The organism is Solibaculum mannosilyticum (assembly GCF_015140235.1).
Classification (GTDB): Bacteria; Bacillota; Clostridia; order Oscillospirales; family Acutalibacteraceae; genus Solibaculum; species Solibaculum mannosilyticum.
Window position 1 is genome coordinate 355339 of the sequence record NZ_AP023321.1, and the last position, 23184, is coordinate 378522.

The 23184-nt window shown below is 51.6% G+C and carries 22 protein-coding genes; 1 reads left to right on the plus strand and 21 read right to left on the minus strand.

Annotation, left to right across the window (positions count from 1 at the left end; all coding sequences use genetic code 11):
* Positions 1–50: 50 nt before the first annotated feature.
* The gene (locus C12CBH8_RS01685; RefSeq protein WP_009257986.1) at positions 51–386 is read left to right on the plus strand and encodes a helix-turn-helix domain-containing protein; all 336 of its coding nucleotides are present in this window, start codon (positions 51–53) and stop codon (positions 384–386) included.
* Positions 387–419: 33 nt separating this feature from the next.
* Here the strand turns inward: C12CBH8_RS01685 and C12CBH8_RS01690 are convergent, their stop codons facing one another.
* From C12CBH8_RS01690 to C12CBH8_RS01790, 21 genes are all read right to left on the minus strand, one after another.
* Positions 420–833, minus strand: a complete 414-nt coding sequence (locus C12CBH8_RS01690) for a hypothetical protein (protein ID WP_009257985.1) — start codon at positions 831–833, stop codon at positions 420–422.
* A gap of 5 nt (positions 834–838) precedes the next feature.
* Positions 839–1750 (minus strand): ParM/StbA family protein, encoded by a 912-nt coding sequence (locus C12CBH8_RS01695; RefSeq protein WP_071698924.1) that lies wholly within the window; start codon positions 1748–1750, stop codon positions 839–841.
* 195 nt (positions 1751–1945) lie between these two features.
* Positions 1946–2278, minus strand: a complete 333-nt coding sequence (locus C12CBH8_RS01700) for a pantoate--beta-alanine ligase (RefSeq protein WP_071698923.1) — start codon at positions 2276–2278, stop codon at positions 1946–1948.
* A 293-nt stretch (positions 2279–2571) separates the two neighbouring features.
* On the minus strand, positions 2572–2811 hold the full coding sequence (locus C12CBH8_RS01705; protein WP_009257982.1) for a hypothetical protein: 240 nt from the start codon (positions 2809–2811) through the stop codon (positions 2572–2574).
* A 2-nt stretch (positions 2812–2813) separates the two neighbouring features.
* A complete protein-coding gene (locus C12CBH8_RS01710) occupies positions 2814–3350 on the minus strand; it encodes a hypothetical protein (RefSeq protein WP_009257981.1) in 537 nt (178 codons plus the stop codon).
* Between the two features lie 22 nt (positions 3351–3372).
* On the minus strand, positions 3373–4005 hold the full coding sequence (locus C12CBH8_RS01715) for a hypothetical protein (protein WP_009257980.1): 633 nt from the start codon (positions 4003–4005) through the stop codon (positions 3373–3375).
* 14 nt (positions 4006–4019) lie between these two features.
* A complete protein-coding gene (locus C12CBH8_RS01720) occupies positions 4020–6479 on the minus strand; it encodes a hypothetical protein (RefSeq protein WP_009257979.1) in 2460 nt (819 codons plus the stop codon).
* Positions 6476–8590, minus strand: a complete 2115-nt coding sequence (locus tag C12CBH8_RS01725) for a hypothetical protein (protein ID WP_009257978.1) — start codon at positions 8588–8590, stop codon at positions 6476–6478. Before C12CBH8_RS01725 ends, C12CBH8_RS01720 begins: the two co-directional genes overlap by 4 nt.
* Before the next feature lie 13 nt (positions 8591–8603).
* Positions 8604–8834: a hypothetical protein gene (locus tag C12CBH8_RS01730; RefSeq protein ID WP_118438871.1), complete on the minus strand. Its 231-nt coding sequence runs from the start codon at positions 8832–8834 to the stop codon at positions 8604–8606.
* A gap of 83 nt (positions 8835–8917) precedes the next feature.
* The gene (ligA, locus tag C12CBH8_RS01735; protein ID WP_009257977.1) at positions 8918–10939 is read right to left on the minus strand and encodes an NAD-dependent DNA ligase LigA; all 2022 of its coding nucleotides are present in this window, start codon (positions 10937–10939) and stop codon (positions 8918–8920) included.
* A complete protein-coding gene (locus C12CBH8_RS01740) occupies positions 10939–11259 on the minus strand; it encodes a hypothetical protein (protein ID WP_009257976.1) in 321 nt (106 codons plus the stop codon). Before C12CBH8_RS01740 ends, ligA begins: the two co-directional genes overlap by 1 nt.
* Complete coding sequence (locus tag C12CBH8_RS01745; RefSeq protein ID WP_009257975.1) at positions 11256–11477, minus strand: hypothetical protein; 222 nt, start codon at positions 11475–11477, stop codon at positions 11256–11258. Before C12CBH8_RS01745 ends, C12CBH8_RS01740 begins: the two co-directional genes overlap by 4 nt.
* Before the next feature lie 12 nt (positions 11478–11489).
* A complete protein-coding gene (locus C12CBH8_RS01750; protein ID WP_071698922.1) occupies positions 11490–11972 on the minus strand; it encodes a hypothetical protein in 483 nt (160 codons plus the stop codon).
* 61 nt (positions 11973–12033) lie between these two features.
* Positions 12034–14226 carry a PcfJ domain-containing protein gene (locus C12CBH8_RS01755; protein ID WP_009257973.1) on the minus strand — a complete coding sequence of 731 codons (2193 nt, stop codon included), beginning with the start codon at positions 14224–14226 and terminating at the stop codon, positions 12034–12036.
* 1 nt (position 14227) lies between these two features.
* Positions 14228–14773 (minus strand): DUF7666 domain-containing protein, encoded by a 546-nt coding sequence (locus C12CBH8_RS01760; protein WP_009257972.1) that lies wholly within the window; start codon positions 14771–14773, stop codon positions 14228–14230.
* A 12-nt stretch (positions 14774–14785) separates the two neighbouring features.
* The gene (locus tag C12CBH8_RS01765; protein ID WP_009257971.1) at positions 14786–15736 is read right to left on the minus strand and encodes a Cas9 inhibitor AcrIIA9 family protein; all 951 of its coding nucleotides are present in this window, start codon (positions 15734–15736) and stop codon (positions 14786–14788) included.
* Between the two features lie 76 nt (positions 15737–15812).
* The gene (locus C12CBH8_RS01770) at positions 15813–16064 is read right to left on the minus strand and encodes a hypothetical protein (protein WP_009257970.1); all 252 of its coding nucleotides are present in this window, start codon (positions 16062–16064) and stop codon (positions 15813–15815) included.
* Positions 16064–17854: a YodL domain-containing protein gene (locus tag C12CBH8_RS01775; protein WP_071698921.1), complete on the minus strand. Its 1791-nt coding sequence runs from the start codon at positions 17852–17854 to the stop codon at positions 16064–16066. The genes C12CBH8_RS01770 and C12CBH8_RS01775 overlap by 1 nt, the downstream gene beginning before the upstream one ends.
* 39 nt (positions 17855–17893) lie before the next feature.
* Positions 17894–18964: a hypothetical protein gene (locus tag C12CBH8_RS01780; protein ID WP_242869072.1), complete on the minus strand. Its 1071-nt coding sequence runs from the start codon at positions 18962–18964 to the stop codon at positions 17894–17896.
* A 63-nt stretch (positions 18965–19027) separates the two neighbouring features.
* Positions 19028–21301, minus strand: coding sequence for an SF1B family DNA helicase RecD2 (gene recD2, locus C12CBH8_RS01785; RefSeq protein WP_009257967.1), 2274 nt, complete (start codon positions 21299–21301; stop codon positions 19028–19030).
* 17 nt (positions 21302–21318) lie between these two features.
* Positions 21319–22383, minus strand: coding sequence for a YqaJ viral recombinase family nuclease (locus C12CBH8_RS01790; RefSeq protein WP_071698920.1), 1065 nt, complete (start codon positions 22381–22383; stop codon positions 21319–21321).
* Between the last annotated feature and the right edge of the window lie 801 nt (positions 22384–23184).

Here is a 23184-nt window from a genome sequence, read left to right on the forward strand (position 1 = left end):
TTTTTCATGCTATAGTGGATAAAATGTAACTATAGTATGGAGGATTGCGAATGAGTGAGCTTTTGAAAGAAATGGGCCAGCGGATTCTGGAGCGAAGAAAACAATTAAATATGACACAGGAGACTTTGGCAAATTTGACGCATCTCACATCGCAAACCATCTCGTATGCGGAAATGGGGCAAAAAGCGATGCGCCCGGAAACCATGCTGAAGATCTGTGAAGCACTTGGCATCAGCGCAGACTATTTACTGCGTGGTAAAATTCTTGAAGCAGACACTTCGTTGCTCCAGCAGAAGATTTCCACATTGACACCCAGCCAATACCGCCACTTGGAACAGATTATCGATCACTTTATTGCTGCCATACAGGAAAAGGAAGAGGTATGAGAGTCGGCACAGCTTCGCTCCCATACCTCTTTTTTAGCCATTCCTACGGAAAGCCGCCATGGTGCTGGCGATCAGATTGCGGGTCATATCATCAACTTCGGATGCTCCCTCTGATGGCTCTGTCGTCTGTTCCTGCGGCGGCAGGGCTATTTTATTTTTCTTTGGAGGAGAGGATTCCCCGGTCGAAACTGCCTTATCCGAAGCCTGCTCATCCTGACGCATAATTTCTCGCACTATCGCTTCAATGGCCGCACGGTCAATGGCTGGCACTTTTAACGGCTGCGGATCGTCAGAAAAATGAGTGTTATAGTACACAAGCGCATTTGCAATATACTGGGCTTTACTGTGGGGCGGTTGTAGTTCCAGCAGTTCAACTGCGGCCCGCTGCACTGGGTCACCGATATTGAACCGCAGGGAGAAGCGCCCCCTTTCTTTTTTGGCCGTCATGATTGTCACCTGCCCACTGTTTCAAGCCGGTACAGGTATTCAAATCCAGCTGCATTGGCGTTGATGTTCGTGACGAACAGAGGCGTTCCCACCTTGCCGGAATCCTCGATCTGCCGGCGCAACAGAATAGCGCCGCCGCCCACAAACACCACTTTGCAATAGCGCAAATCCAACATCCGCTCTCGTAGAGTGCTGAACAAGTCGTTGACAAACTCCTGCGCCAGTCGTTCCACAAGCTGTATAGCCTCGGCCGGATACTGTGTCCGTCTGCCCATGAGGATGGCATCCACATCGCCCTCATCCAACAGCAAATCCAACTCTGCATTTCCTCTGGACCTGATTTTATTGTATAACAGGATAACGCCGTTTTCCAGCGAATCGCAGGAAGCGAGGTCGGCTTTTCCGTTTTTCAACAACAGATAATCCGCTGTAAAGCCTCCAATATCCAATACGACTGCCTTTGGGTCATCCAACAGGGCGTGCAGCATTGTGGCCGCAGCTGCGTATGCCTGGGGATAGCAGGCCACATCCTCAATGCTGATGGTGTAGTGTTTGTCTCCATACATAAACTCAACAAGCCCGCGGCCTTGAAAGTAGGCGGTGAATTTCTCTGCTTGAGAGCCAAAATGTGCCGGGGGCAGACCAACAGCCAACTGGATGTGCTGCTGTTCTTTTTCACCAATTCCCCGGGCGGTTATCTCTTCTGCAATAGCAATCAGTGTAAGGACAAAAAATCGGTCATCCTCCGTCTTATCCTTGTGGAACGGAATACGCTCATTGGACAGTGTGTAATAAGTACCACAGTATTGCAGGCTCTGGCCGAACGGCCGGGTCAGACTCTGCTGCAGTCCAGACACAAAGGGCTCGCCATGAACGGTTTTGATTTGTTTGTTGCCATGATCGACACCAATTAACATAGATAATTGCCTCCTTTTTTGCTTTATACATATCCTTTACGCCTGTATGACGCCTTTCTCAACAAAAAAGCAGGAAAGTTTTTATCTACAACGGTATCATCGAAAAATCAGGGGCGTGGAATAGTCGGCCTGCACCATAAAAAGCAGCATCGTCCTGATACATTCGAGGCGATGCTGCTTTTCTATCAAAACTGTTTAGCTTTCAACTTCCACATGGAGCTGGCTGGCGACTTCCTCTACCGACATACCATTTTTCATTGCCAGCTTCACAATCTCTTGAATTTTCTGCTTTTTCGTCTTACGGGGCTTTCGGGGAGCCTTGGGAGCAAGGATCTCCTGCTTTTTTGCCTCCAGAGATTTGATGCGTTCCTTTGCTGCGGTGATCTTCGCATCGTACTCTTCTACAACAGTTTTCTTTTTCTCCTCCAGCTCATTGATGGACTGATTTATCTTCGTGATTTTTTCATCCAGTTCATTCGCTCTCTCTTGCGGGGTACGGCGCTGACGCTTGCTCTCGGCTTCTGCCATTTTAAGATCACCTTTCTTTTGTGCTTAATTGAGATGTGCTTATGGTAAAAGAGTATCATATTGTATGTCAAAACACAAGAAGATGAAGTCGAAGCATAGTAGAAAATTGGGTTCAAAAGGACATACAGTTATCAGATTATAAAATACTGTAAAATGATTCCGATTGATTTAACACGGGCCATGTCAGCCCCAAAAAGAAGGGCCGGGTAGAGGAATATTCCTCTGCCCGGCCCTGTTATGAATTTACACAGATTCTGCCCTATGCTTTTGATAAGGGCAGACAAAGCACTTTTTCAGTCATCCGTCTTAATCAGGAGATAAAAACTGTCGCCGGCGTCGCGGGCTTCTTCTCTGCGCCAGTCCTCTCTATAGGGAAGACTATAGAAGCCGCATATATAGCGAACATCATCGTTATTCACTCCCGTTTGGCCCAAAGAGCCGAAACAGTGGATCACACAATCTCCATCCTCATTTCGACGCTCCAGAAGCCTGAAGCGGCCAGCGAGTTTCCTGTGGACTTTGCTCCAATCCATTGTTAAACCTCCCATTGGCCGCGGCCGATAAGCACCGCTTTCTTTCCTGCCTTTTCCGGGATCGGAAGTTCAATGCGCATATTTGCGCCGTCACCTTCGACTTTCCCCTTCGGCAGAACATATCGCGCAAAACACTCCCACTGGGGTTGTCTATAACGGCCAGTCAGTCCGCAGAGCCCGCTGGCAGCCGACCACTGGTTGCACTCGCTGCACGGGAAGCAGACTTTCCTCTCGTCCTGGTATGCCTGTGTGGCCTTGTTGTCCGCCACCAGGCGCTCAAAACGCTGGATCAGTTCTTCCTCATCGGTGACGATATAGAAAAAGTTCCCATAATGCAGAAACCGCCCCGAAATTACCGTGCAGCCCTGATAAGCCTGACGCTCTTCTGACCGCTGCCACTCCGGCTTCCGATTTACAAAATTCCCGTACCACTCATAGATCGGGTCCAATGTGTACTGCTCAAACAGCGGATAAAGCCGTTCCAGCGTCTCTATTGGCTCCCATCCCCAGAAGCCGCCATTTATTTTAATGATCGTCATGGTATGTACCTCCCTGCTATAATTAGGTGTGGACGCTGTACTGGGCTTTCTGCAGGTTATCCGCACCATGCAGGATGATGCCGCCGCAGATTCCCGTGCCCCGGGGCGTGACCTCTTCAAAGAAGAAGCTGTACGGCGCACCGTCATCATAAATGAGGATCTTCTCCGCATCCCGCCACTGGAAATGGTGTTCCAGAGTTTTCCCCAGCTTGTGCCGCAGGAGCGGTCGCTGGGCGATTTGATGGAGATTCTGCCTGCTGTGAAATTCAAAGCGGCGGGTCACCTTCTCCGGCACGGAGAGCTGGCTCCAGTTCCATCCGGCCATATCCGTCCCGGCCTCCACACACTCGTGGAAGCGGCGGTAGGGCAGCCGCACCCACTCCTCATAGCCGCGCAGGCTGTCCGCACCGGCGCTTTGCAGCCAGGAAAAGCGGATCACCAGCATCTCGCCGTCCAGTGCCCGTGTGAGCCGAAGGGCGGCATAGCAGCCGCAGTCAGCCACGATAATCTGACGCCCCGGCTCCCGCTCCAACTGCTCCAGCGTATCACGCAGGATTGCAAAGCGGTACGGGGATTTATGCCTCCGGGATATGGTGTGGAGATACAGCAGTTCTTCACTGCAGGATACTTTTACCAAAATACTGTCAAACATCATAAAGAAACCTCCTGTCATGCCGCATGGGCTCGGTCCAGTGCGGCCCGTTCTACAAAAAACGATTCTTGCTTATACTGTTCCTCTGCCAAAGTCACTGCAGCGCCTCCCAGAGAATCAAGATACTGGCGCCCATTTTTGGACTTTGAGATGTAGATATAGATTGGGGCGCTGACATACCGCCCACTGGGATAGCATCCGCGATACTGATTTGACAGCACCGCAACTGCGTCGAGTTCTTCCGCTTTCTGCGTTGCCAGTGCCACTACCATTTCTTTTGCCGCCGTCTCTTCACTTTTCTTCAATCCAGAGGTATAAATGTGTTCCAGAAACAGCACCAGCTTCTCACTGTATGCGTGACTGCCTGTGGGAACATCTTCTTTGGACAGATCAGCAAATTCAAAATTGAGCGTTGATGGCTGCTGGAAAGAGCCTTTCGTCAGCCGGAGACACGCCCGTGCTACTACGCTCTCGTCTTTGTAAACCAGAATGATTTTTTTGTTGCTATCGAATGCGGCCAAAAGGCAGTCCCTCTGGCTGCCCTGATAGCAGGATAAGCAGGTAAAGTGCGGAAGCTCGCCCATGCGGATTGTGTGGTAAAAATCATCCACCTCTTTCGCCATAAGGCCCAGTCTGGTCAAAGAGAGATTCTGTTTCCAGACATCTTCCCGCGCCTCTTGAATTGGGTAATGGATTTCCTGCTTCAAATCACCAGCAAAGTATTTCAGTTTATAGAACTGGCCCATCAGCTCTGCCTGTACAATACGCCGGAGCGCCTCGCAGTTTTTTTCACTTTCGTTCCTATACTGCAATTCGTTATACAGCGGGCGGACCATCGAGCTGCCGCCCCGGAGCAGGAAATTCACAATCCCCGGCTGATACTCGCGGACGAACTCCTCGGAAAAGCCCATGTTTTCTTTCAGATAGGCCCAATTCTGATCGGTAACCAGTATTGAGCCGCACACCTGACTCCAGTTTGAAAAGCCTGTGATCTTGGAAGCGTTGCTGACCGCGAAAACCGCATCCGCCTCTGCCCGAAATTCCGGGATAAATGCCTGAATCTCCGGATAGTGCTGCAGCATAAGCATTGCAGTCTGCCGCGTCAGTCCCCGGATGTGTCCGAAATCTTTCTCATACCAAGCTCCAAACGGCTTTTCCAGCAAGCATTGAGTTACCTGTTCCAGCGCCTCGTCTCCGATATTCTGGCTGACAAGATCCCGCTTTATCAGCTGCCGGATCGTGAGCATCCTCTGGTCCACGGAGAGCGGGGAGAGTTTGGCGTACAGTCTTACATATACTTCCTCTTGGTGCCACAACAGGCGCAGCTCCTCAAAGGTATATTGCTGGCCCTCTTCCAAAAGTTCAAAGTAGCTGGTTGTCCGTTCAATAGAATCACTGTCCTTTAAGTTCTTAACCGTCAGTGAATTGAGATTACAGCGTTCGCAGAAGCCACTCACAAATAAAAGCGAATACCGCCCCAGCGAGAAAAATAGTTCGCTGTTCTGATTCACCAGATTCAAAAAATGCTTTTTCTTGTGCTCCACCGCATAGATAAGGAGCTGGACTTGAAAATACTCTACTTGTTCAAAATTGATGTGAAGGCAGCCAGCGTAAAGGGCATTGAGATAACTCAGCCTGCTTTGCAGGATTTTCTGCCGCCGCTCTTTGCTGATGGGCAACAGCTGACTCAGCCACCATTCGACATCATATTGTCCGGCCCGGTTTTCCAGCCAGAGCGTCCAGAATTCCGATAAATCTTCCGCATCATACTCGAAGGCTTCCATCAGCCGGCGGAATTTTTCTACATCCGGCATTTGTAGCCATTTGAGATTTTTCAGACTGTCCGCATCCAGAAACAACTCCACTCCCCACACATAGTTCATCATCAGGATTTTCTGGAGGGGCAGATTCTGCTCCAACAGCTCTACAGCCTTCCGCTCATGGTCGTGCCAGTTGAATAGATAAGTGCCAAGAAACGGCAGACGCATCATTGAACGCTGATGTTCCGTCAGCGGAGAGATTTCCTGCCACTCCAGAACAGGGAAGGTATCCAGGTTGTCTGCGACGGCCTGCTCCTCTTCTTCATACCGCACCAGCGGCTGGTAGTGTTTCATGTACTCAAATTTCAGGGAAGGCTTGAGATCCAGCACCGCCGCCTCCAGCACCTGCTCCTTCGGATATTGGGACAAGTGCTCCTGATAGCTGCTTGCCGCATGGAGCATCGTCTGAATAACAGATACCGCTATTCCATGTGCGCACAGAGCCTGATATAATTCCGCAAATTCTGGAACTTGAATCAATTCCCTCTGGATTTGCGTGGCTTCTTCCTTGCGAATCTGCTCTTGCAGACCCATATCTTCGATTTTTTTACAGGTCTGATCCAGTATTTCTTCTGGAAATTCTCCAGTGAAACGCAGCTGCAGCCCATCGCGCCCCATTCGGGACAACAAAGATAAATGCTTTTCCGCATAGATCATGCCGCAAGACCTCCCATCATTGTTCTTGCCATATTCAAAATTTTCTGTTCGTCTCCTGGATTGTATCGTGCCAAATCACCGCACAACTTGAAAAATTGTTCTAATTCGTCCGCTGCAAATGCCGCCGCGCAGCCCGCAGGCTGTTCCCGCAGCTTTTCGTACACCATATCCAGGGCTTCTTTCACATCCCTATCGTAATAGAAACTTTTTGTAAACTCTTTTAGAGAAGACATCGTACCGTCATAGGTCTGCTCCAACCGTTCGCATTTCTTCTGGTGCTCCTGCTCCCGGCGAAGGCGTTCCTCCCGTTCCGCTTTTTCAGCGTCGGCTTTTTGATCGGCTTCCAGCTCTTCCTTACTGTAGAATTTTTCCTTTAGATGGTCCGCACGGCCACCTGTGTACTTCCCGCTGGATAAAAGGCTTCGCAAAACGGACGCAAGCAGCCGCCTGTCGTATAGCCGCTGCACATCCGAATCTTGTAAAGCGCACCAGATAAACTCTTGATAGCATTTCGGCTCCATTTGGAAAAAAGAAGCCTCGATCCATTCAAAGAGCTGCCGATGCTGCTCTTCTGTCAGGAAAGAGCGTTTGATAAAAAACTCATAGTCTCTGCTGCTGTACCGATTACCCCTTACAAAAAGTTCATGAAAGAAAAACCGCTCCCCAAAAAACTTCTGGAGCTGCACTGGAGTGTATTTCTGCAGCAGACGCCGGACAAAACGGAAGCCCTGCCAGCTGGAGATATTCATGGCATATCCCAAGAGCAGTTTCATCGACTGCGCAGAGGGGCCGTCTTCCTGATGCTGTTCAAAAAACTGCCACAGCCGGATTTCTTTTCTCTCTACCAGCAGAGCAAAAGCTCTATCGGAGGAACGGTGCCATTCCTGGAAGCCATCACAGTAATCAGCGCCCGTTAATTCCCGGTATCTTGCCAGCCATTGAATAATTGGCGTTTTTCCACAAGAGCAGAGCATCTGATCTGTAAACAGTTCCCAGTAATCGCCTTGCGGCACTTCTTTTGCCAGAATATCGTACTGGGGGTCAAAGGCGTCAAAGCGATACGGGAATTCCTTTTTGACGGTTTTCAGCATCCAGATCATTGTCTGTGGTGCGGATGGTATGAGTTCTTTTTTAATCGCCTCCCAGAGATTTGGATACCCATTGTACTGGACAGCAAACCTTTCATAGCGGCCAAACAACCATCCAACATAGGCATAGAGCCCTTCCGACAGTCCATCCGGTTGGTTTAAGAGCATTTGGCAGCACGCCGATGCGATTTTTTCTGCGGTGGTCCCGTTCCAGGAGATCCTGTCCGGGATTCTGTCTGCCCACACACAAAGGGAATTGGTCAGTATAATTTCCTCACCGCTGTAGCCGGCATCTGTCAGGATTGAAAACTCCCGGCTGTCCGGTTTCATGTTCATTCTGAAAAACTTCGTCAGTGTTCGCAAAACAAGATCTGACTTTCCGCGATACGACTTGATATACGGAGCATAATGCTGGACCAGCCATTCCAGCACGCCGCAGTTTTCCGGCAGGGAAAGCGTGCGTTCTTTCCCCAGCAATCGGAGAAGCTGGCTGTGCATAGTGCGGTACCCTTCCTCCTGGTCATCGAACAGAGACAGGACAAACAAGGCATCCTCGGTCTTGGCATATTCTGTGGCAGCCAGTTCATCCAGCAGGGCGTGTCGGCGGGGCATATCTGTTTCCAACAGATAAAGAGCCCCTTGCAGGTACACATCTCCATTGGAAGTCCGCCGGATCATCTGGAGAAAACTGCCGCGCTGATTTCCAACAAACATATTGTCTAACTGAAGCGCACGGGTTTTCCCCAGTGCCAGCGCCAACGCACGAATAATGCGGACATCTTTTCCCAGCTTCTCTTCAAACCGTTCCAGGACCTCGCCGGGGTAACGGAGGTTATAGGCTTCAAAATAATTCTGTCCTTCTGCCTTTTGTTGCCAGATTTGCGTGTCCACAATATTTCGATAGATCTCCCAGGCTTTTTCTTCTTGAGAGGTGTGTACGACAAGATCTACAAACGCATAGTACAGTTCAAGATCAATGACCTGTTGATATACCTTGTAGGCTGGCAGAAATTCGTTATTCATCTTCGCTCCCTCCTCACTTTGATTCGCTCCATCTGCCTCCAGTAGAGTAATTCCACTCAATCGTTCCATCTTCATAACGGATAAGACCATGAGCCGTCAGAGTCCATCCATCAGAAGTTCGCCGCATCTGTGCGGTGGTATCGTTTAATAGGGGCCTTTTTTCCACAGACAGGCATAGATAACTCCTGTCATTTCGGTTTTGATAAACCTGCCCCACCTGCGGAACAAAGTAACTGCCTTTCATGCTGAAACATCTCCTTTGCCGATAAAGAAGGGGAGGACCGCACCCGCAGCCCTCTCCCTTGTTATTTTTTGACCTGTTTTCTTTTAAGCCACACCAGCCATATTGAAAAACTCATTCGGCGTCAGCACCCGAATGCCCAACTCCTGTGCCTTGGACAGTTTGCTGCCGGCCTTCTCACCGCAGACCAGATAATCGGTCTTGCGGCTCACCGAACTGCCGGCCACAGCGCCCAGAGAGGCGATCAGGCTGTTCATCTCATCGCGGGTATAGGGCTCTACTTTGCCTGTCACCACAATGTTCTTCCCGGCAAATGGAGTGTCCTGGCCGACTGCCTGATTGTTGGCCGCGGCCGGCTTCTGGATGTTCATCATCATCTGTAATTCCTCCCAAATACAAAAATTTTCTTCATTGCAGAACCATTCATGGATATTGTTGTGCAGCGTCTCTCCAAAATCCGGGAGCTGGCGGAAGTCATAGCCCGTATAAACCGCGTCCCGAAATTCTTCAAGACTGCCATGGAACTCCCGGCAGAGAACACCGCTGGCTGTGTTGCCGATCATGGGAATGTCCATGGCAATCACATACCGTTCAAAGGTGGTGTTGCGGCTCTGCTGGACAGCATCCCACAGGCGCTGCCAGGACTTTACGCCAAAGCCCTCCATGCGGATAATTTCATCCCGGTGCTGATCCAGCCGGTATAGATCCAGATAGCTGTGAATCCATCCACGGCCAATCAGTTTTTCCAGCGTCGCCTCGGACAGCCCCTCAATGTTCATCGCCTTCTTGCTGACAAAATGGACAAACTTTTTGAGTTTCCGTGTCTCGCAGGTGGCATTGTCGCAGAACAGAGTCTTGATGATCCGCTCCTTGCCGTTTTCATCCCGCCCTTTGGTTTCATGAACGCGGGTAGGCTGACCGCAGCAGGGGCACTGGTGCGGGAACGCCGCTTCCAGATTGAAACCGCCCCTGTCCATGTTTTCCTCCACATGCGGAATGATCATATTCCGCTTGCTGACCAGTATGCGGTTGCCCGGCATCAGCTCCAGGTCCTCAATGAAGGACAGATTGTGCAGGCTGGCCCGTGTCACTTCGCATCCTTCGATTTCTACTGGAGCAAAGATGGCTACAGGCGCAATCTCACCAGTCCGTCCCGGCGTCCACTCGATGGAACGAAGTGTTGTCTTAAACAGCTCGTCCTCAAATTTGAACGCCAGACCGTCCTTATAGTGATGTCCTGTGCGCCCGCATCTTTTGGAAAAGGCAATATCATTGTAGGTTACAACGATGCCATCGATGGGAATATCGCTGTCTTTTGCATACTGCTGCAGCTGCTTGATGCCGTCCTCGGTCTCCGCCTGCGTCAATGGCCGCTTCGTCACCAGATACTTGCACGGAGTAAAGCCCAGCGGCCGAATTTCTTTGAGGCGTTCCGACTTGCGGGGCAGGTCATCAAAACCCTCCAGAACATTGAAGGGCATGAAGGTCACACACCGTTCCATGCACTCGCCGGCATCCCGCAGGCGCACCGAGCCAGCCGCCAGATTACGGCCATTCTTGTAGGTTTCACCATTCTCATCCACTATCGAAGTGTTCAGACGCTCGAAATCACGGGGACGGATAAACGCCTCACCGGTGACTACCAGACGCCCCGGGTACTGAATATGGGCTGGAATCCCACTGATTGCTCTGGCGTTGTGAGTGACGATCTCACCCTCATCACCATCGCCCCGTGTGGCCGCTTCCACCAGTTCGCCGTTCTCATAGGTCAGTTTGATGGTAAGGCCGTCCAACTTGAGCATGATCATCACCTGATGCTCGCCCATAAACCGGCACAAATCCACGCTGCTTTTTACTTTATCCAGAGAAAGAAGCGGGATTTTATGGGCGGTTTTCTCTAACTTGCCTACCACGGGATAGCCCACGGTGACAGTGGGAGAGTTCGACATCTGGATGCCCGTCTCCTGTTCCAGTTTGTGAAGTTCGTCAAAGAGCCGGTCATAGACCTCATCGCTGACGCTGGGATTGTTGTAGTTATAGTATTCGTTGCGGTAGCGGTTGAGCCGGTCGGTCAGCTCCCGCTGCTTTCTCAAAGTATTCTGTTCCATCAGGCCGCCTCCTCATCCAAAACGCGGAACGCCATAATCAGCGTTTCCGCCGTCTTTGTTTGATTCATATATGAACTGCACACACCGTCCTCAAATGACCAGGTGCTGGCTGCACCCCACCACATTATGGAGCCCCGCCCATCGTTTGCCGCATTGATGCGCGGATCGGGCGGATTGAGGATTTTGGTGTAAACACCCTGGGTATTGACCCATGTGACCTCCCGCAGTTGGCCGATGCATCCGGGCCGGCAGTGGCCGGTGACCTCCAGGCGTGTGCCCGGCCGCAGCCTGCGTTTGAGCTGATTCAAATTTTTAATCATGCTGCACCTTCTTCCTTCTTCCGTGGATGGGCGGCATAGCGCCCAAAGTTTAATTCCCTGATCATGTCCTGAATGGCGTCGTCATCCTCCCACGCAGTGGAGAGGGTGGCCCGCTCCGGCCCTTCGCCCGCATGGATGCTCACGGTCCCACCGTAAATCTGCATCAACACATCAGGCCGCTGGGCGCAGACGATTGCTAAATTTCCAATCTGTTTCATTTTCTTCTCCTTCTATCTGATATTCAGCCAGACCACAATGGGCCGGTCAAAGTCCGCAGTCACATAATTCTTTCGCATATGGATAGGGCGGTAACGCCCATCCAGTTCGCACTCCACGCTCTGCTCAATACGGCCTTCGCTCTGGGCCAGATGCTCCCGGAATGCGCGCAGGGTCTGCAGGCGCACCGCCGGCGGGTCGTTCTCCCTGCATCGCAGGTCCGCACAGTACACATAACTGCGCGGATTTTCTTTGAGCATAAAGCCGTAGGTCATATACAGGCGGCACTTGCGTTCCCGCTCCCGCTCGATATGCTTCACATAGTCTACGGCGCTCTTGATGCCCTGTGTCAGATAAAGATACCCCATCTGATAACGCTGCTCATCCGACAGGGGGAGTTCCGTCTTTTCCTGCCCCGGCAGTCCTTTATAGATGTGGAAGCTCTCCGGTGCATAGCGGTAACCGTGGATGTGGTACTCAAAAGATGTTTTTCTCATAAAGCCTCCTTGCAACAGTTGGCCGGACGCCCTCAAAGGACGCCCGGCCATTGCACCTGTATCATGCAGCCGCAGGGAGCTCCTGCTGCTGCACGATTTCTTTGTTTTCCATCAAGTCAGCCAAAAGCACATCTGCCAGCAAATGGCCGGCAAGGTGCCCGGTATGGATGACCACCCGATCTTTCTTCATCTGGATAAACTCCTCGTTGCGCAGGACGCGGCTCTGCGCGGCCAGCTTCAAATCTTGGCCTGTAAGCCGTGCCGCAATGACTTTTTGCCACTTCTGCAGAAATTCCGTCGCCTGCTCGATGTCCTCGTGCTGGCGGTCAAACAGCGTGCGTTTTTGACGCACAGTGCCGTCCGGCTCGATCTCCAGTGTGTAATAGGGATCTTCTGGTTCCTCCGCTCGGCGCAGAAACATGATGAAGCTCTCCCGGCGCTCGATGCGGTCATAGTACCGTTCGCCGGCGCCGTCATTTCCGACACAATGGTGAAGCATCCGTCCCTCTTTGATAATATCAAAAGTATTTTGAGGGGCAATGACCAGATAATCTTCATCTGCATAGGCATACTTTTTCTGCAATTCCTCGCAGATGGAGCGAACATGGGGGTACTTCTTGTCCATGTTCTCTGCTTGAAGCTCCAGGCTTCCAGCCTCACACTGGATAACCAGTTCATCATGCCGCTGACGCAATTTACGCGCACGATAGATAATTTCATCGCTGGTGTCGATATGCAGACGCTCTGCCATAGCAAGGTAGTCCTGCCATGTGGTCAACGCCTGCCGGCAACTTCCGTCAAAATACGGCTTCTGTTTTTGCAGATAGTTTCGGATCTGAATCGGACTCATGCGGTCCGCGATGAACAGAATATCTTTGGCGCTGATCCGTTCTTTTTTAAACCAGCGAAACAGTTCATCCGGTATGCGTTGATTGGTCCGCTTTTCAAGCTGCAACCATGCCAGGTCTTCCGTATCGCCATTTATCTGCCGCAGACGGCGGAATTTGGGGCCGTCTAATCCCAATGCTCGAATCAGTCGCGTCTCATTTGGATAGAGTATCCGTTCCCGCACAGAATCACAATGTTCAAAGCATTCTTTTGTCAGCCTCGGCAAGTCTGCCTTCCAAATCTGCTCCATCTTCGGCATCCGCTTCCAAACAGCCAAATACTTTTCCGGATCAGTCACCGGATGGGTGCGTATCCACTGCACAAGGCCAGTGCCGAACAGCTCCTTCTGTTCCATGCAGGGAAGGCTCTTGCCATAGACCCTGCCTGTCTGATTGCCACAGTAACTATAGTAGCAGGGATTACCGGAAATCCAGCGTGTTTCCCGCTGGCAATACACGCCCCAATAGTAAGAGCGTATTTCTCCACTGCGGTCATAAATCGAACGGCGAAACTCATGCCAGTAAGGCTTTCCAGAGGGCAGACTGTCTTTCCAGTAAGTCCTCTCTGCCCAGAATTCACGGAGAACAAAGCCATCCTTGCACCGCTGAATCAGATAAGCATAGTCCTTTTCTGTCCGAATATACCCGGCGCGCCCCAGGGCTTTGAATACAATGGGATGCCGGCAGCAGGCACAGCGTCCTTTCTTATTGTGATATGGATGCCCGGATATAGGGACCTCTTTCCCACAAAAGGTACAATAACCGTTTTGGGCTCCGCCGCGTTTATAGCGATAGAAGATGAAATTTTCCCGCACAGCCACCTTATCAATCCAGCGCATCCAATCCTTGGGCAGTTCAGGCACCTGAGCCAGATCCTGATCCCACGCGCCGGTAATTCGTTTATGCCTCTGCTCCAACTGTTCGTCCCGTACATTTCTCTGAAAATCAAGGATACCGAGATCACCGCCGCGTTCCCCACAAAGATAGTCCTGTACTACGGCAGCATCTTTCTCACTGGCCCAGCAGGTGGCATAATAGTTTCTCCCCGGCCAATTCAGCCTGTCCAGTTTGGCGTCCCGCCATTTTTTCTCTAAATGGTCGTAAGTCAGAAACTGGTGCGCTTTCTTGTCAAGGAACACTTCATAAGCAGGATTGTTGCCATCCAGCCGCAGATGTTCCGGCAGATAAAAAGCCGCTTTGAGGATGCCATCCTGAACGACGCAGTTCATATATGGATAGTAGGTCCGTTCAACATAGCGATAGCCATAGGGGCCTTCATGCTGTTTCGGCTCATCCGCTATTGCTGCCTGTTTCATCTCCGGCGTTGCCGTCAATTTCGGCATTGCCAGAAGTGCAGATTTCTTCAATTTAGTTCACCATCCTTTTTTCAAGCTCCACTCCATACCAAATTCCTGGTTGGAGCGTTTTCCCGTCAATCTCCGCCACCACGATCTGCTGGATGCCGCCGGTAGTGCCGTCCTCTTTTGCAAAAGCAAGTACATCGCCGTTCCGAGTCCCTTTTGCAATAGGGTCGGCGCCGCGCACCGCTGCATAGCCATTCCACGCTTCAGCTTTGTCCACCTTTATATTGCTGTTCCACTTCCGCTTCGGGTGGTCTGCCATAAAAGCAAGGCCATGGAGGAAGAGTTCTTTTTTTGTCAGCCGTTTCAAAATTGTCAACTCTGTACAGGAAATTTTGGAATCGACACCATCTTCGTCAATGTCTCCGCCAGCATCGACAATATAGTATTCTGCGTGGTTTATATCTCCGTAATAGCGCAAGCAATCCAGCGGGTCCTCAGCACAATGAAAGCCATTATGAGCGCAGTTGGCCTTTTCCGTTACATTGAGTCCCATCCTGAACTGGTAACCTCTGCAAATCAGGCCGGGAAGAAATCCTTTATATGCAATCATGCTGCACCCCCCTTAACCTGCCTTTGTCATGCCGAGATCCAGCAGCGATAGTTGACCATCGTTGGCAGGCTTTTCCTTCTGCACAGGCTTCGGTTTGGCTTCTGCCTTTTTCTTTTCCTTCTGCTTCTTTTTGGTGGTTCTGGCGAAATCTTTTCCATAGTAGGGGTTCGGTACAAACTTTTCTTCTTCCTTATGATCCTCTTTGGCGTCTGGGTCGCGGAAATAATCCTCTGCCCACTGGTAGCACAAATCGTCCGGAACATCACAGCCATACCCTTGGCTGCCCGGACCTGGCTGAATGCCGCTTGCTTTGAGTTCATCCTGAATGTAGTCCCACGCCTTGCGGCTGATGTACTGGAAACAGTGGATCATTGACTTGCGCGGGTGCATGGTGAGGCGTGCGAAAGCAATATCCTCCAGGCACTTGGTCTGGATAAATTCTGCCACACACTCTTTCATGTTGCGCCGGGTCAGTTTTTCTGTATCTGCGTTGACCCGCTGCATGGAGGCGTTCACCACCTCGTCGTCGCTCATCGCGGCCAGACGCTCCAGCTGCTCCTGCTCGGCCTTTTTCTTTTCAGCCTGCCGGGCTTCCCATTCTGCTTTACGCTTGGCTTCAGCCGCCTCATGCTCGGCACGGCGTTTTTCCTCGTCCGCATCGGTGGTTGCATCGGCCTTGGCGGGTGCCTCCTGCTCTTTACCGGCATCCTCCCCATCCGTGTCCGCTGCCTCGGAAGCATCGTCTCCGTTCATTTCCGCCAATTCCTCGGCCCCATCGTCTGCATCAAATGCGGGCGATGACGGCGTTTCCACGGTAGGGGAAGCCGCTGAATGGCTGGCCGACGGCACCGGCAGCTCGTCAAAAGTTTCCTCATCCTCAAAGGCGTTTCCTGCCGATACCTGTTCTGCGGGAAGTCCGAGCTCCTCCTGCTTGTTCAGCGCCATTTCTGAAAAATATCCCATAGTGATCTCCTTTCCGTCGTTTCATAAAAAGGCACGGAACAGGCCAATGCCCATCCCATGCCTTTGCCACATTGTTTTACAGCACATAAACCAATGTACTGTAACCGTCAAAGCAGTAACACACCACATTCGGATATTGCTTTGACCATTCCTTGATTTGATCCTGTATTGCTTGAGCCGCCCTGCGCGCTGAACCGTTCCACGGCGGCGGAACCGTCACCGTGAAAAAGCCTTTTTCTGTACGGGGCCGCACATCAGCGTCCAGATGGACGCATTGCTCCAGGAGTGCCAAAAGCTGGCTCTCCTTTGTCTCACTCACGACAACCATCAAAACCTCTCTTGTGTCTTTTCTGGAATTTCCTTCTTTGCGAGCATAGGGGAAAACTTTACTTGTCTAAACTGGTCTTGTCCGCTTACATAATAATACGCCCGCTTGGCACCGTGATTCAGTTCCACTACATCGGAAACCGCCATTGGCCGCCCGCGGCAGCCTTCAGGCAGCCGCTCCCGGCAGTCGGCAAACAGGCGCTTCAAAAGTGTGTCATCCGATTCCTCCGCTGGGCAGTAGATTTCTCCACTTCCTGCCACATAGTACATCGCCGCAGGCGGCTGTTCATAACCAGCCGCTTTTAACGCTGTAATATCCTTGAAAGCAAATGGGATCGCGTTCTCTTCGTCCAGTTGAAGTTGATAAAGTACAAACCTTTGTTTTCGCCGCTGTGGCTCCAACAGGGCGGCAAGAGCGTCCCGGCCGCCGCACAGGAAGGTTTTATGTTCCTCCCCTGTCAGCCCCAGATACTCTGTCAGTCCGATGTCTTGCTCGGCCCGGTGCTGCCACTGTTCCACGCAGTCCTCAATGTGGGCCAGCTTGCACAGCCCGCGCAGATACTGCTCTTTGAAACTCAACTTTTCAATTTCCTTTTGCCGCTGACTGCCCTGGCGCAAAGCCAGCTGCCAGTCATCAAACCCTTTATAATTGGGATTCCAAGTCAACCGCCGGCAATTCATGCCGTGCTTTTGCGCCATTAAGTAAATTTTGGATGCCCCGGCCATGGTCATTTTGTTGTTGTACTTGTCCATGTCATGGGCTTCGATAATCTCCTCTGTACCACTCTGCGCCAGCAACGCGAACATAGCGTCCAACGGACTGGTGTTATTGGCGCCGGCAATCGCGGCGAAAGTGCGCCCGGTCAGGCAATGGGAGATGTCTGCTTTCAAAAGACCTTCAATCACATAAACGACACGGGCAGATGGATTTCCTGCCAGATGTACCGGGCTGCCCGATCCTGTCCCGCCCTTTTTTGAGGAAGACGAAAACCAGATATATTTTGCTCCCGGCTTTTCCGGCGGATCATCCTTGTTTTTCAGCGGTATATCCAGTTTGATCTGGAATCCCTGCAACATGCCGTCAAAGCCGATGGCAGGGATCAGGATGCCGGCTGTCTTTTGATAAAAAGCCATAGTCCAATGTCCACCGTTATCCTGGTAAAAGCCCGGCACTCCCTGCACCTTGCAGCCCTGCTTGATCAGCCGTTCTGTAATAGACCGGCATAGAAAAGGCGGTGGGGTGCTCTTAAATCCCAGTGCGTCAATCTGTTCATCAGACAGCCCGCGTTTAGGGGAGCGCAGATGTTCCCGATGTGCCGGCCGCAGCGTAAGTTGAGCAAGCAGCAGGGATAGCGTCTGGTGGATCTCCGCTGGACTGGCCTTATTCGACTGTGGTACTGTTTTTCGCTCGGAAGAAGAATGGCCGGCAGGGGCAGCCCAGGCCCCTGAAGTTGAAGGGCTTGGACTGGCCGGCCGCTGTTGGGCTTCATTCCCGGAGCGTGCGTGTTCCTCTTGGATATTGTCACACAGAGCTTCTGCAATCTCCCAGTAGGCATCGGATGTAGTCGTATGGTTAAGTTCAGCATACAGCGCCAGCATTCCGCCATGTGCATCGCAGTAGTTGCACCGCCAGACATTCTTGACGAAATTGACATTCATCCGTCCCCGGCGGTCACCGCAGAACGGGCAGTCCACATAGACGCTGTTCGCCTGTTGACGCCTGATGCGTAGGTTTAATAGATTGACAACTTCCATGATGCCGAAAGGAAATTCATCCGGGTATGAGCCCATTTGTCATTCCTCCCTTCATACCCGAGCCAGGGCTTCGCATCAACCAGCCTTTTGAAGTGAATTGAGGACCAGTTGGGCAGCAGCCCGAACGATGTTGTCCTTGCTTTTGTTGCCCGGAGTCAAATAGAAACGCAGATTGACAGGCCGCTTCTTCGCCACCTCTGCGATAGTCAGCCCCCGGCATACGCCGCTGTCCACAACGACCTCCTGTGCCTGTTCCAGCGTCATCACCTTCAGAATATCCTCTACTGGCATATCCGGGGTGTATGCAGGGGCCTCTTGTACGACTTTGGCTTCGGGGACCTCCTGTGCCTCCTTGGCGACTGTCAGATCCTCCGCAGGGCGCTGAACTGGCAGTTCTTCCGCAGGGAGATGAATTGGCAATTCCTCCGCTGTCTTGCTGTTTTCCGGCTGCTCTGTCGTTGGCGCGGAATCCGCTGGCAGCGTATCCGTGTTTGTAGTAGGGCTTACCGGCAAACTCTGCTCATGGGCCGGAGTTGCTGCAGGCTGAATCTTCGTTCTTGCTGTTTCTGCGTTTTCAGATGCCCTCTGTGGCGTTTGTGTGCCCCCGGAAACGGAATTACCCTCGGAAAGAACAGCGGCCTTCTGCGAGGCGCTGGAGGGCTCCTGCGGCAACACAGTGCTCACAGGCGGAGTAATGGCAGAGGGCTGCGTTTTACTCACAGGCGCCGCTTTCTGTACGGAAGCGGCATGAGTGTCGGCGCTCACAAGCTGGATGCCAAATCCAGCGTCCGAAAGGGCCTGGCTCAACGCCTCATTTTGAGCTGCCTTCACAAAGTCCCTGCTATCCTGCATGGTCTGCTGGGCAACGCTCACGCTGAACGGCTCCGCGTCACTGCGGTCCAGAAATACCTTGGCCTCGAAAATCGCCATCTGCTCTGTGATCCTCATGGCCGTCAGACGCATACGCCCGTTGGGGTGTGCCATTCGGAACCAGAGTTTCTGATAGGGTAAGTCCAATTTCATGGAGTCCCCGGCACGCCGGAGGAACTTCAGCGGATCAAACCCCGGTACCTTGTTCAGTTCCGCAGCGGCAGGAACGGCCTCGTACATCGTTTTTGCATTATTGTTGTTGTCACTCATCTTCATAAACTCCTTCCTGTATAATAAATAGGGGACGCCGGGCATTTTTCTGCACCTTGCGTCACATTTTTAGCCTGCGTGCTTCAATTCTTTTTCCAAGTCCGCCGGAACGGGAATACCGGCCCGCCGGGCGTACGCCTTATAGTACAGGTGGATGCGCTCACCCAGAAGCGTGTTGCGTTTGCCGATCTCGTTGCGATGGATTGCCATGAACAGTACCTGCTTTTGACCGATGAGCACCACACGCTTTTTTGCGCGGGTAATGCCAGTGTAGAGCAGATTTCGATAGAGCATGACAGTATGTGCCTTTAAGAGCGGCATAATGACCGTATCGTACTCGCTGCCCATTGCTTTATGAATCGTGGTGGCATAGGCGAGGTCCAGATTGACCATATCCTCTATGCCGTACTCCAACTCACGGCCCACACCGAAGTCAAGTCCAACGCGAGTTCCATCTTCATCATTTTTGATATAGCGGATGAATCCCAGGTCGCCATTGGATACCTTGGCAGTGTTTTTGGTCTGCATGATCCGGTCATTGACCCTGAATACCTTGACACCGATTTTGATTTCTTCCTCGGCGGAACGGAACGGGTTAACCACTTCGCGGATCGCTTCGTTGAGCTGTTCCGCAGAGGCCGCGCCATCCGAGCGGAAAGGCGACAGGATCTGCACCCGGTCAATCCCACTTTCCTCGATCTCCCGGCAGTAGCGGGCAACAATTCGTTCAGCGGCTTCCGCCTGATTGTTGCTTGCCATGAAAACGAAATCCTGGCCGTAGTACAGCTTGGTGTTGCCTTCGTTAATGAATTTGGCGTTGTAGGCGATCAGGCTGTCCTTGGACTGACGGAAAATCTGATCCAGCACCGTCACGGTGATAAGGCCGCAGTCAATCAGTTCGCGGAACACATTCCCGGCGCCTACACTGGGAAGCTGATCCGGGTCTCCGACAAGAATGACCCGTGCTCCACCTTTGATGCGTGAGAAAAATTTATTTGCCAGCCACATGTCCACCATGGAAAACTCGTCCACAATGATCAAATCGGCCGAAAGCGGCTCTTGGGTGTTGTTGCGTTTTATTTCATCTTCCTCGCTGGCGAGCCCCAAAATGCTGTGCAGCGTTTTGGCCTTATCAACCCCGGTGCTTTCCGCCATACGCCGGCTGGCTCGGCCTGTCGGCGCCATCAAGGCGATCTCTCCCTGGGGATGCAGGCGGCGGTAGACCTCCAAAATTGTTTTCAGCACGGTTGTCTTGCCGGTGCCCGGGGAGCCTGTGATGATGGAAAGATTGTGGCGATAGGTTGCATACACAGCCGCTTCCTGTTTTGAGGACAGCGCCAATCCAATTTCTCGTTTGACCTGCTCCAAAATTTGTTCGATCTTCTCCGGAGCAGGAGGCTCCACCACACGCATCGCAATCCGGCGGGCGGTTTCATCCTCTTGTGCAAACACACGGGGAAGATAAATGTCTCCTTTGACGGATACGACCTCTCCATGCAGGATCATATCTTCGAGGACATCGCTGACCTCTTGTGCATGGAGCCGAAGCGAAGGAATAGGGATTTTAGCGTTGAGTAATTGGAGCGCCTCTTTTTGCAAAGCCTCACTGGTCAAAAACAAATGTCCGTTTTTCCCCTTGCTATCCTCCAACGCCCAGAACAAGGCGCCTTTGATTCGCATAGGGGCGCGCAGGTCGCCTCCGTTTTTCTGAACGATGGCATCCACCCTTAAAAAGCCAAAACCGGATATTTGGCAAAGCTCAAACGGACTCTTTTTCAAAATGTCCACGCTGGCCGGGCCGAAAAACTGATAAATCTTCTGCGCTGTTTTCGGTGTAATCTTGAACGGGGAGAGCAGCGTCATCAGGTCTTGCAACATCCGGCTCTCTGCATATGAGGTCTTGATGGCCTCCAGCTTGTTCTCCGTGATGCCCTTGATCTCCAGCAGCCGCTCCGGGCGATTTTGCAGAATGTCCAGTGTCTCCACGCCGAAGCGTGATACGATCTGTTTGGCGAGCGCCGGCCCAATGCCTTTGATAAGGCCAGAGGCCAGATAGCCTTCCACTCCACTCTTGGTTTGAGGGACAATTTCATGCCACTGCTCCACCTGAAGCTGCATCCCATACTTTCCTTTTTTCCATTCGCCATCCAGTTCCAGTTCTACCGCATCTGTGCGGGGCAGTTCGTAGCCGGTTGCCACAAACCGAATCAGATGATCCTTGCGTCGGCGGATAGACCTGGCTTCTTCGGGTACATCCTTCTCCGCGGTTTTTACACTGATGATGCAGAACTTATTTGCAGGATTATAGTAAATTGTCCCATCATAAGTTCCTCTATGGATCAAATCATTTTCCTCCTTTCTCATGCCGTCTTGGTATCAATTTTCACACTGAACCTTCGGGATTCTGAAACGGTTACATACTGCTCGTAAATATCAGGGTGGTCCAGCTTCAGCCGTATCAGATTGTCTTTGTCAATGCCGGGCGTTCTCACTGGATTGTAGGTGACAATATAGTTCACCCCATCCTGTTGGCAAACGGCCTTGCAGCTCTTGCCCATTTCCGCAACCAGCGCCGCCTTCAGCCGCTTCATATCCGCCTCGATCTCTTTGCTGCCTGCTTCCGTGAGTTTCTTCTGCTCTTGGAGCTGGAGATAGCGCATCAATTTGGCTGTCAGGCTCAAATCAAGCGTTACAACGGGGGCATCCTGATCCGCGGAGCCCGTATGCCGGCGCACGCTTTCAAGCACCAGATCACCATCTTCGGTATAAGGCGGCGGCGTCCTGGTAAGAACATGGTTTTCCCAGAAATACTGCTCCAGGAAAATCATCTCCTCCTCATAGGACTCATCCCGCCGGATTTCACGAATAATGGTTTCTTCCTCGTTGTTGCCATACAGGCAGCAGAAGAAGCAGCGATCCACATTCATGACAGCCATATAGTGCCGCCCTTGGGTTTCATAATAGACGGGAACAGTTTCTTCACCGTTTAGCCACCAGTTATCCCTTGCGTTATAATTTGTCGTTTTAATCTCCAGAATTGCGGTACTGCCATCCGGCAATTCCACAAAATAGTCCACATCGGCCAGCATCCACGAATACTGTGGGTGCTGGAACATTTTTTTGATCTGATAGACCTTGTACCCTGTGCGGTGTTGGAATATCTTCGCCACCAACGGCTCCAACAGGTGCCCCATTTCCAGAGCAACCCAGTTGTCCTCATTATCTTCGACCGCTACAATATTCAACTTGTCAAAGTAGAGGTCTCTTGCCGTCCGCCAGGGTGAAATTCCCAGCAGAGCCGCCACATCACTGCCGCCAATCCCTTTCCGGCGGTATGCAAGCCATTCCTCTTCGGACAGGCCCGCCGTTTCCACCAAAATTTGGGGTTGACTTCGCTTTTCGGCGGCTACATTGCTCGCCGGCATCTTTAGCACCCCCTCCGTGTTCGGCGGGGAATAGCGTGTACTCGAATCATTGGACTATGGACTTGGCTGGATTTGGGCACCTTCTGATGCTGCCAGTTCTCCAAAGGCCATTTCCTTTTTGCCATAGGCTCCTGCCTTCGCTTTTTTACATTCATGCGTGTTACCTGCCTTTCTGTAGTTTGATATATCCTCAAAGCCGTTTCCGGCATTTGGGCGACAAAAAAGCGAGCATGACAAAGGGCAAAACGCCTGTTGTCCATAGTTGCCTATGAACCAATGTCATCCTCGCTGATGGGGAAACCCCGAAAAATAAAAAAAGCCAGTAATATACTGGCCCGAATGGGCGCAGCAATACTACTGGCACAAATACAATCTTAACTGCGTGTGCAATGCAGGGCTTTGAGCCTTGCCGTACAGATACAAGATCTGTATCCCACATGGGGAACGCACAAAAATCAATTACAAGTACAGGGTAGCACAATATATTGATTTAGTCAAGAATGAATATCTATATTTGGTGTTTCGGGCGCGTGCTTTTACTTTCTCAAAAGTTTTTGAGAAAGCATGTAATGTGTGCAGAAATTCCTGCACCATTTTCCTATTTATAGGGCGTACAGATATAGCAGGATGTTCCATGCTGATCTGTACGCCTTTGTACTTTGAAAAAAGAATAACTCTGTTTCAGGGGTTATACAGGGAGCGCGGATAGTGTGCGGAGACTTTGTGTGCTCACCCACGGTTGAAATACTGCATAGCAGGCCCTGGCAATACGCGGCGGAAAGCCCCGGCGCAGGAAGTGAC

Excerpts from the sequence above, each read along its gene's own strand:
- C12CBH8_RS01685 (WP_009257986.1), top strand. The coding sequence starts at position 51 with ATGAGTGAGCTTTTGAAAGAAATGGGCCAGCGGATTCTGGAGCGAAGA.
- C12CBH8_RS01725 (WP_009257978.1), bottom strand. The coding sequence starts at position 8,590 with ATGAATAACGAATTTCTGCCAGCCTACAAGGTATATCAACAGGTCATT.
- C12CBH8_RS01780 (WP_242869072.1), bottom strand. The coding sequence starts at position 18,964 with ATGAAGATGAGTGACAACAACAATAATGCAAAAACGATGTACGAGGCC.
- C12CBH8_RS01730 (WP_118438871.1), bottom strand. The coding sequence starts at position 8,834 with ATGAAAGGCAGTTACTTTGTTCCGCAGGTGGGGCAGGTTTATCAAAAC.
- C12CBH8_RS01760 (WP_009257972.1), bottom strand. The coding sequence starts at position 14,773 with ATGATTGCATATAAAGGATTTCTTCCCGGCCTGATTTGCAGAGGTTAC.
- C12CBH8_RS01740 (WP_009257976.1), bottom strand. The coding sequence starts at position 11,259 with ATGATTAAAAATTTGAATCAGCTCAAACGCAGGCTGCGGCCGGGCACA.
- C12CBH8_RS01715 (WP_009257980.1), bottom strand. The coding sequence starts at position 4,005 with ATGATGTTTGACAGTATTTTGGTAAAAGTATCCTGCAGTGAAGAACTG.
- C12CBH8_RS01695 (WP_071698924.1), bottom strand. The coding sequence starts at position 1,750 with ATGTTAATTGGTGTCGATCATGGCAACAAACAAATCAAAACCGTTCAT.
- C12CBH8_RS01710 (WP_009257981.1), bottom strand. The coding sequence starts at position 3,350 with ATGACGATCATTAAAATAAATGGCGGCTTCTGGGGATGGGAGCCAATA.
- C12CBH8_RS01720 (WP_009257979.1), bottom strand. The coding sequence starts at position 6,479 with ATGATCTATGCGGAAAAGCATTTATCTTTGTTGTCCCGAATGGGGCGC.
- ligA (WP_009257977.1), bottom strand. The coding sequence starts at position 10,939 with ATGGAACAGAATACTTTGAGAAAGCAGCGGGAGCTGACCGACCGGCTC.
- C12CBH8_RS01705 (WP_009257982.1), bottom strand. The coding sequence starts at position 2,811 with ATGGATTGGAGCAAAGTCCACAGGAAACTCGCTGGCCGCTTCAGGCTT.
- C12CBH8_RS01790 (WP_071698920.1), bottom strand. The coding sequence starts at position 22,383 with ATGCCGGCGAGCAATGTAGCCGCCGAAAAGCGAAGTCAACCCCAAATT.
- C12CBH8_RS01770 (WP_009257970.1), bottom strand. The coding sequence starts at position 16,064 with ATGGTTGTCGTGAGTGAGACAAAGGAGAGCCAGCTTTTGGCACTCCTG.
- C12CBH8_RS01690 (WP_009257985.1), bottom strand. The coding sequence starts at position 833 with ATGACGGCCAAAAAAGAAAGGGGGCGCTTCTCCCTGCGGTTCAATATC.
- C12CBH8_RS01765 (WP_009257971.1), bottom strand. The coding sequence starts at position 15,736 with ATGGGATATTTTTCAGAAATGGCGCTGAACAAGCAGGAGGAGCTCGGA.
- C12CBH8_RS01745 (WP_009257975.1), bottom strand. The coding sequence starts at position 11,477 with ATGAAACAGATTGGAAATTTAGCAATCGTCTGCGCCCAGCGGCCTGAT.
- C12CBH8_RS01750 (WP_071698922.1), bottom strand. The coding sequence starts at position 11,972 with ATGAGAAAAACATCTTTTGAGTACCACATCCACGGTTACCGCTATGCA.
- C12CBH8_RS01775 (WP_071698921.1), bottom strand. The coding sequence starts at position 17,854 with ATGGGCTCATACCCGGATGAATTTCCTTTCGGCATCATGGAAGTTGTC.
- C12CBH8_RS01700 (WP_071698923.1), bottom strand. The coding sequence starts at position 2,278 with ATGGCAGAAGCCGAGAGCAAGCGTCAGCGCCGTACCCCGCAAGAGAGA.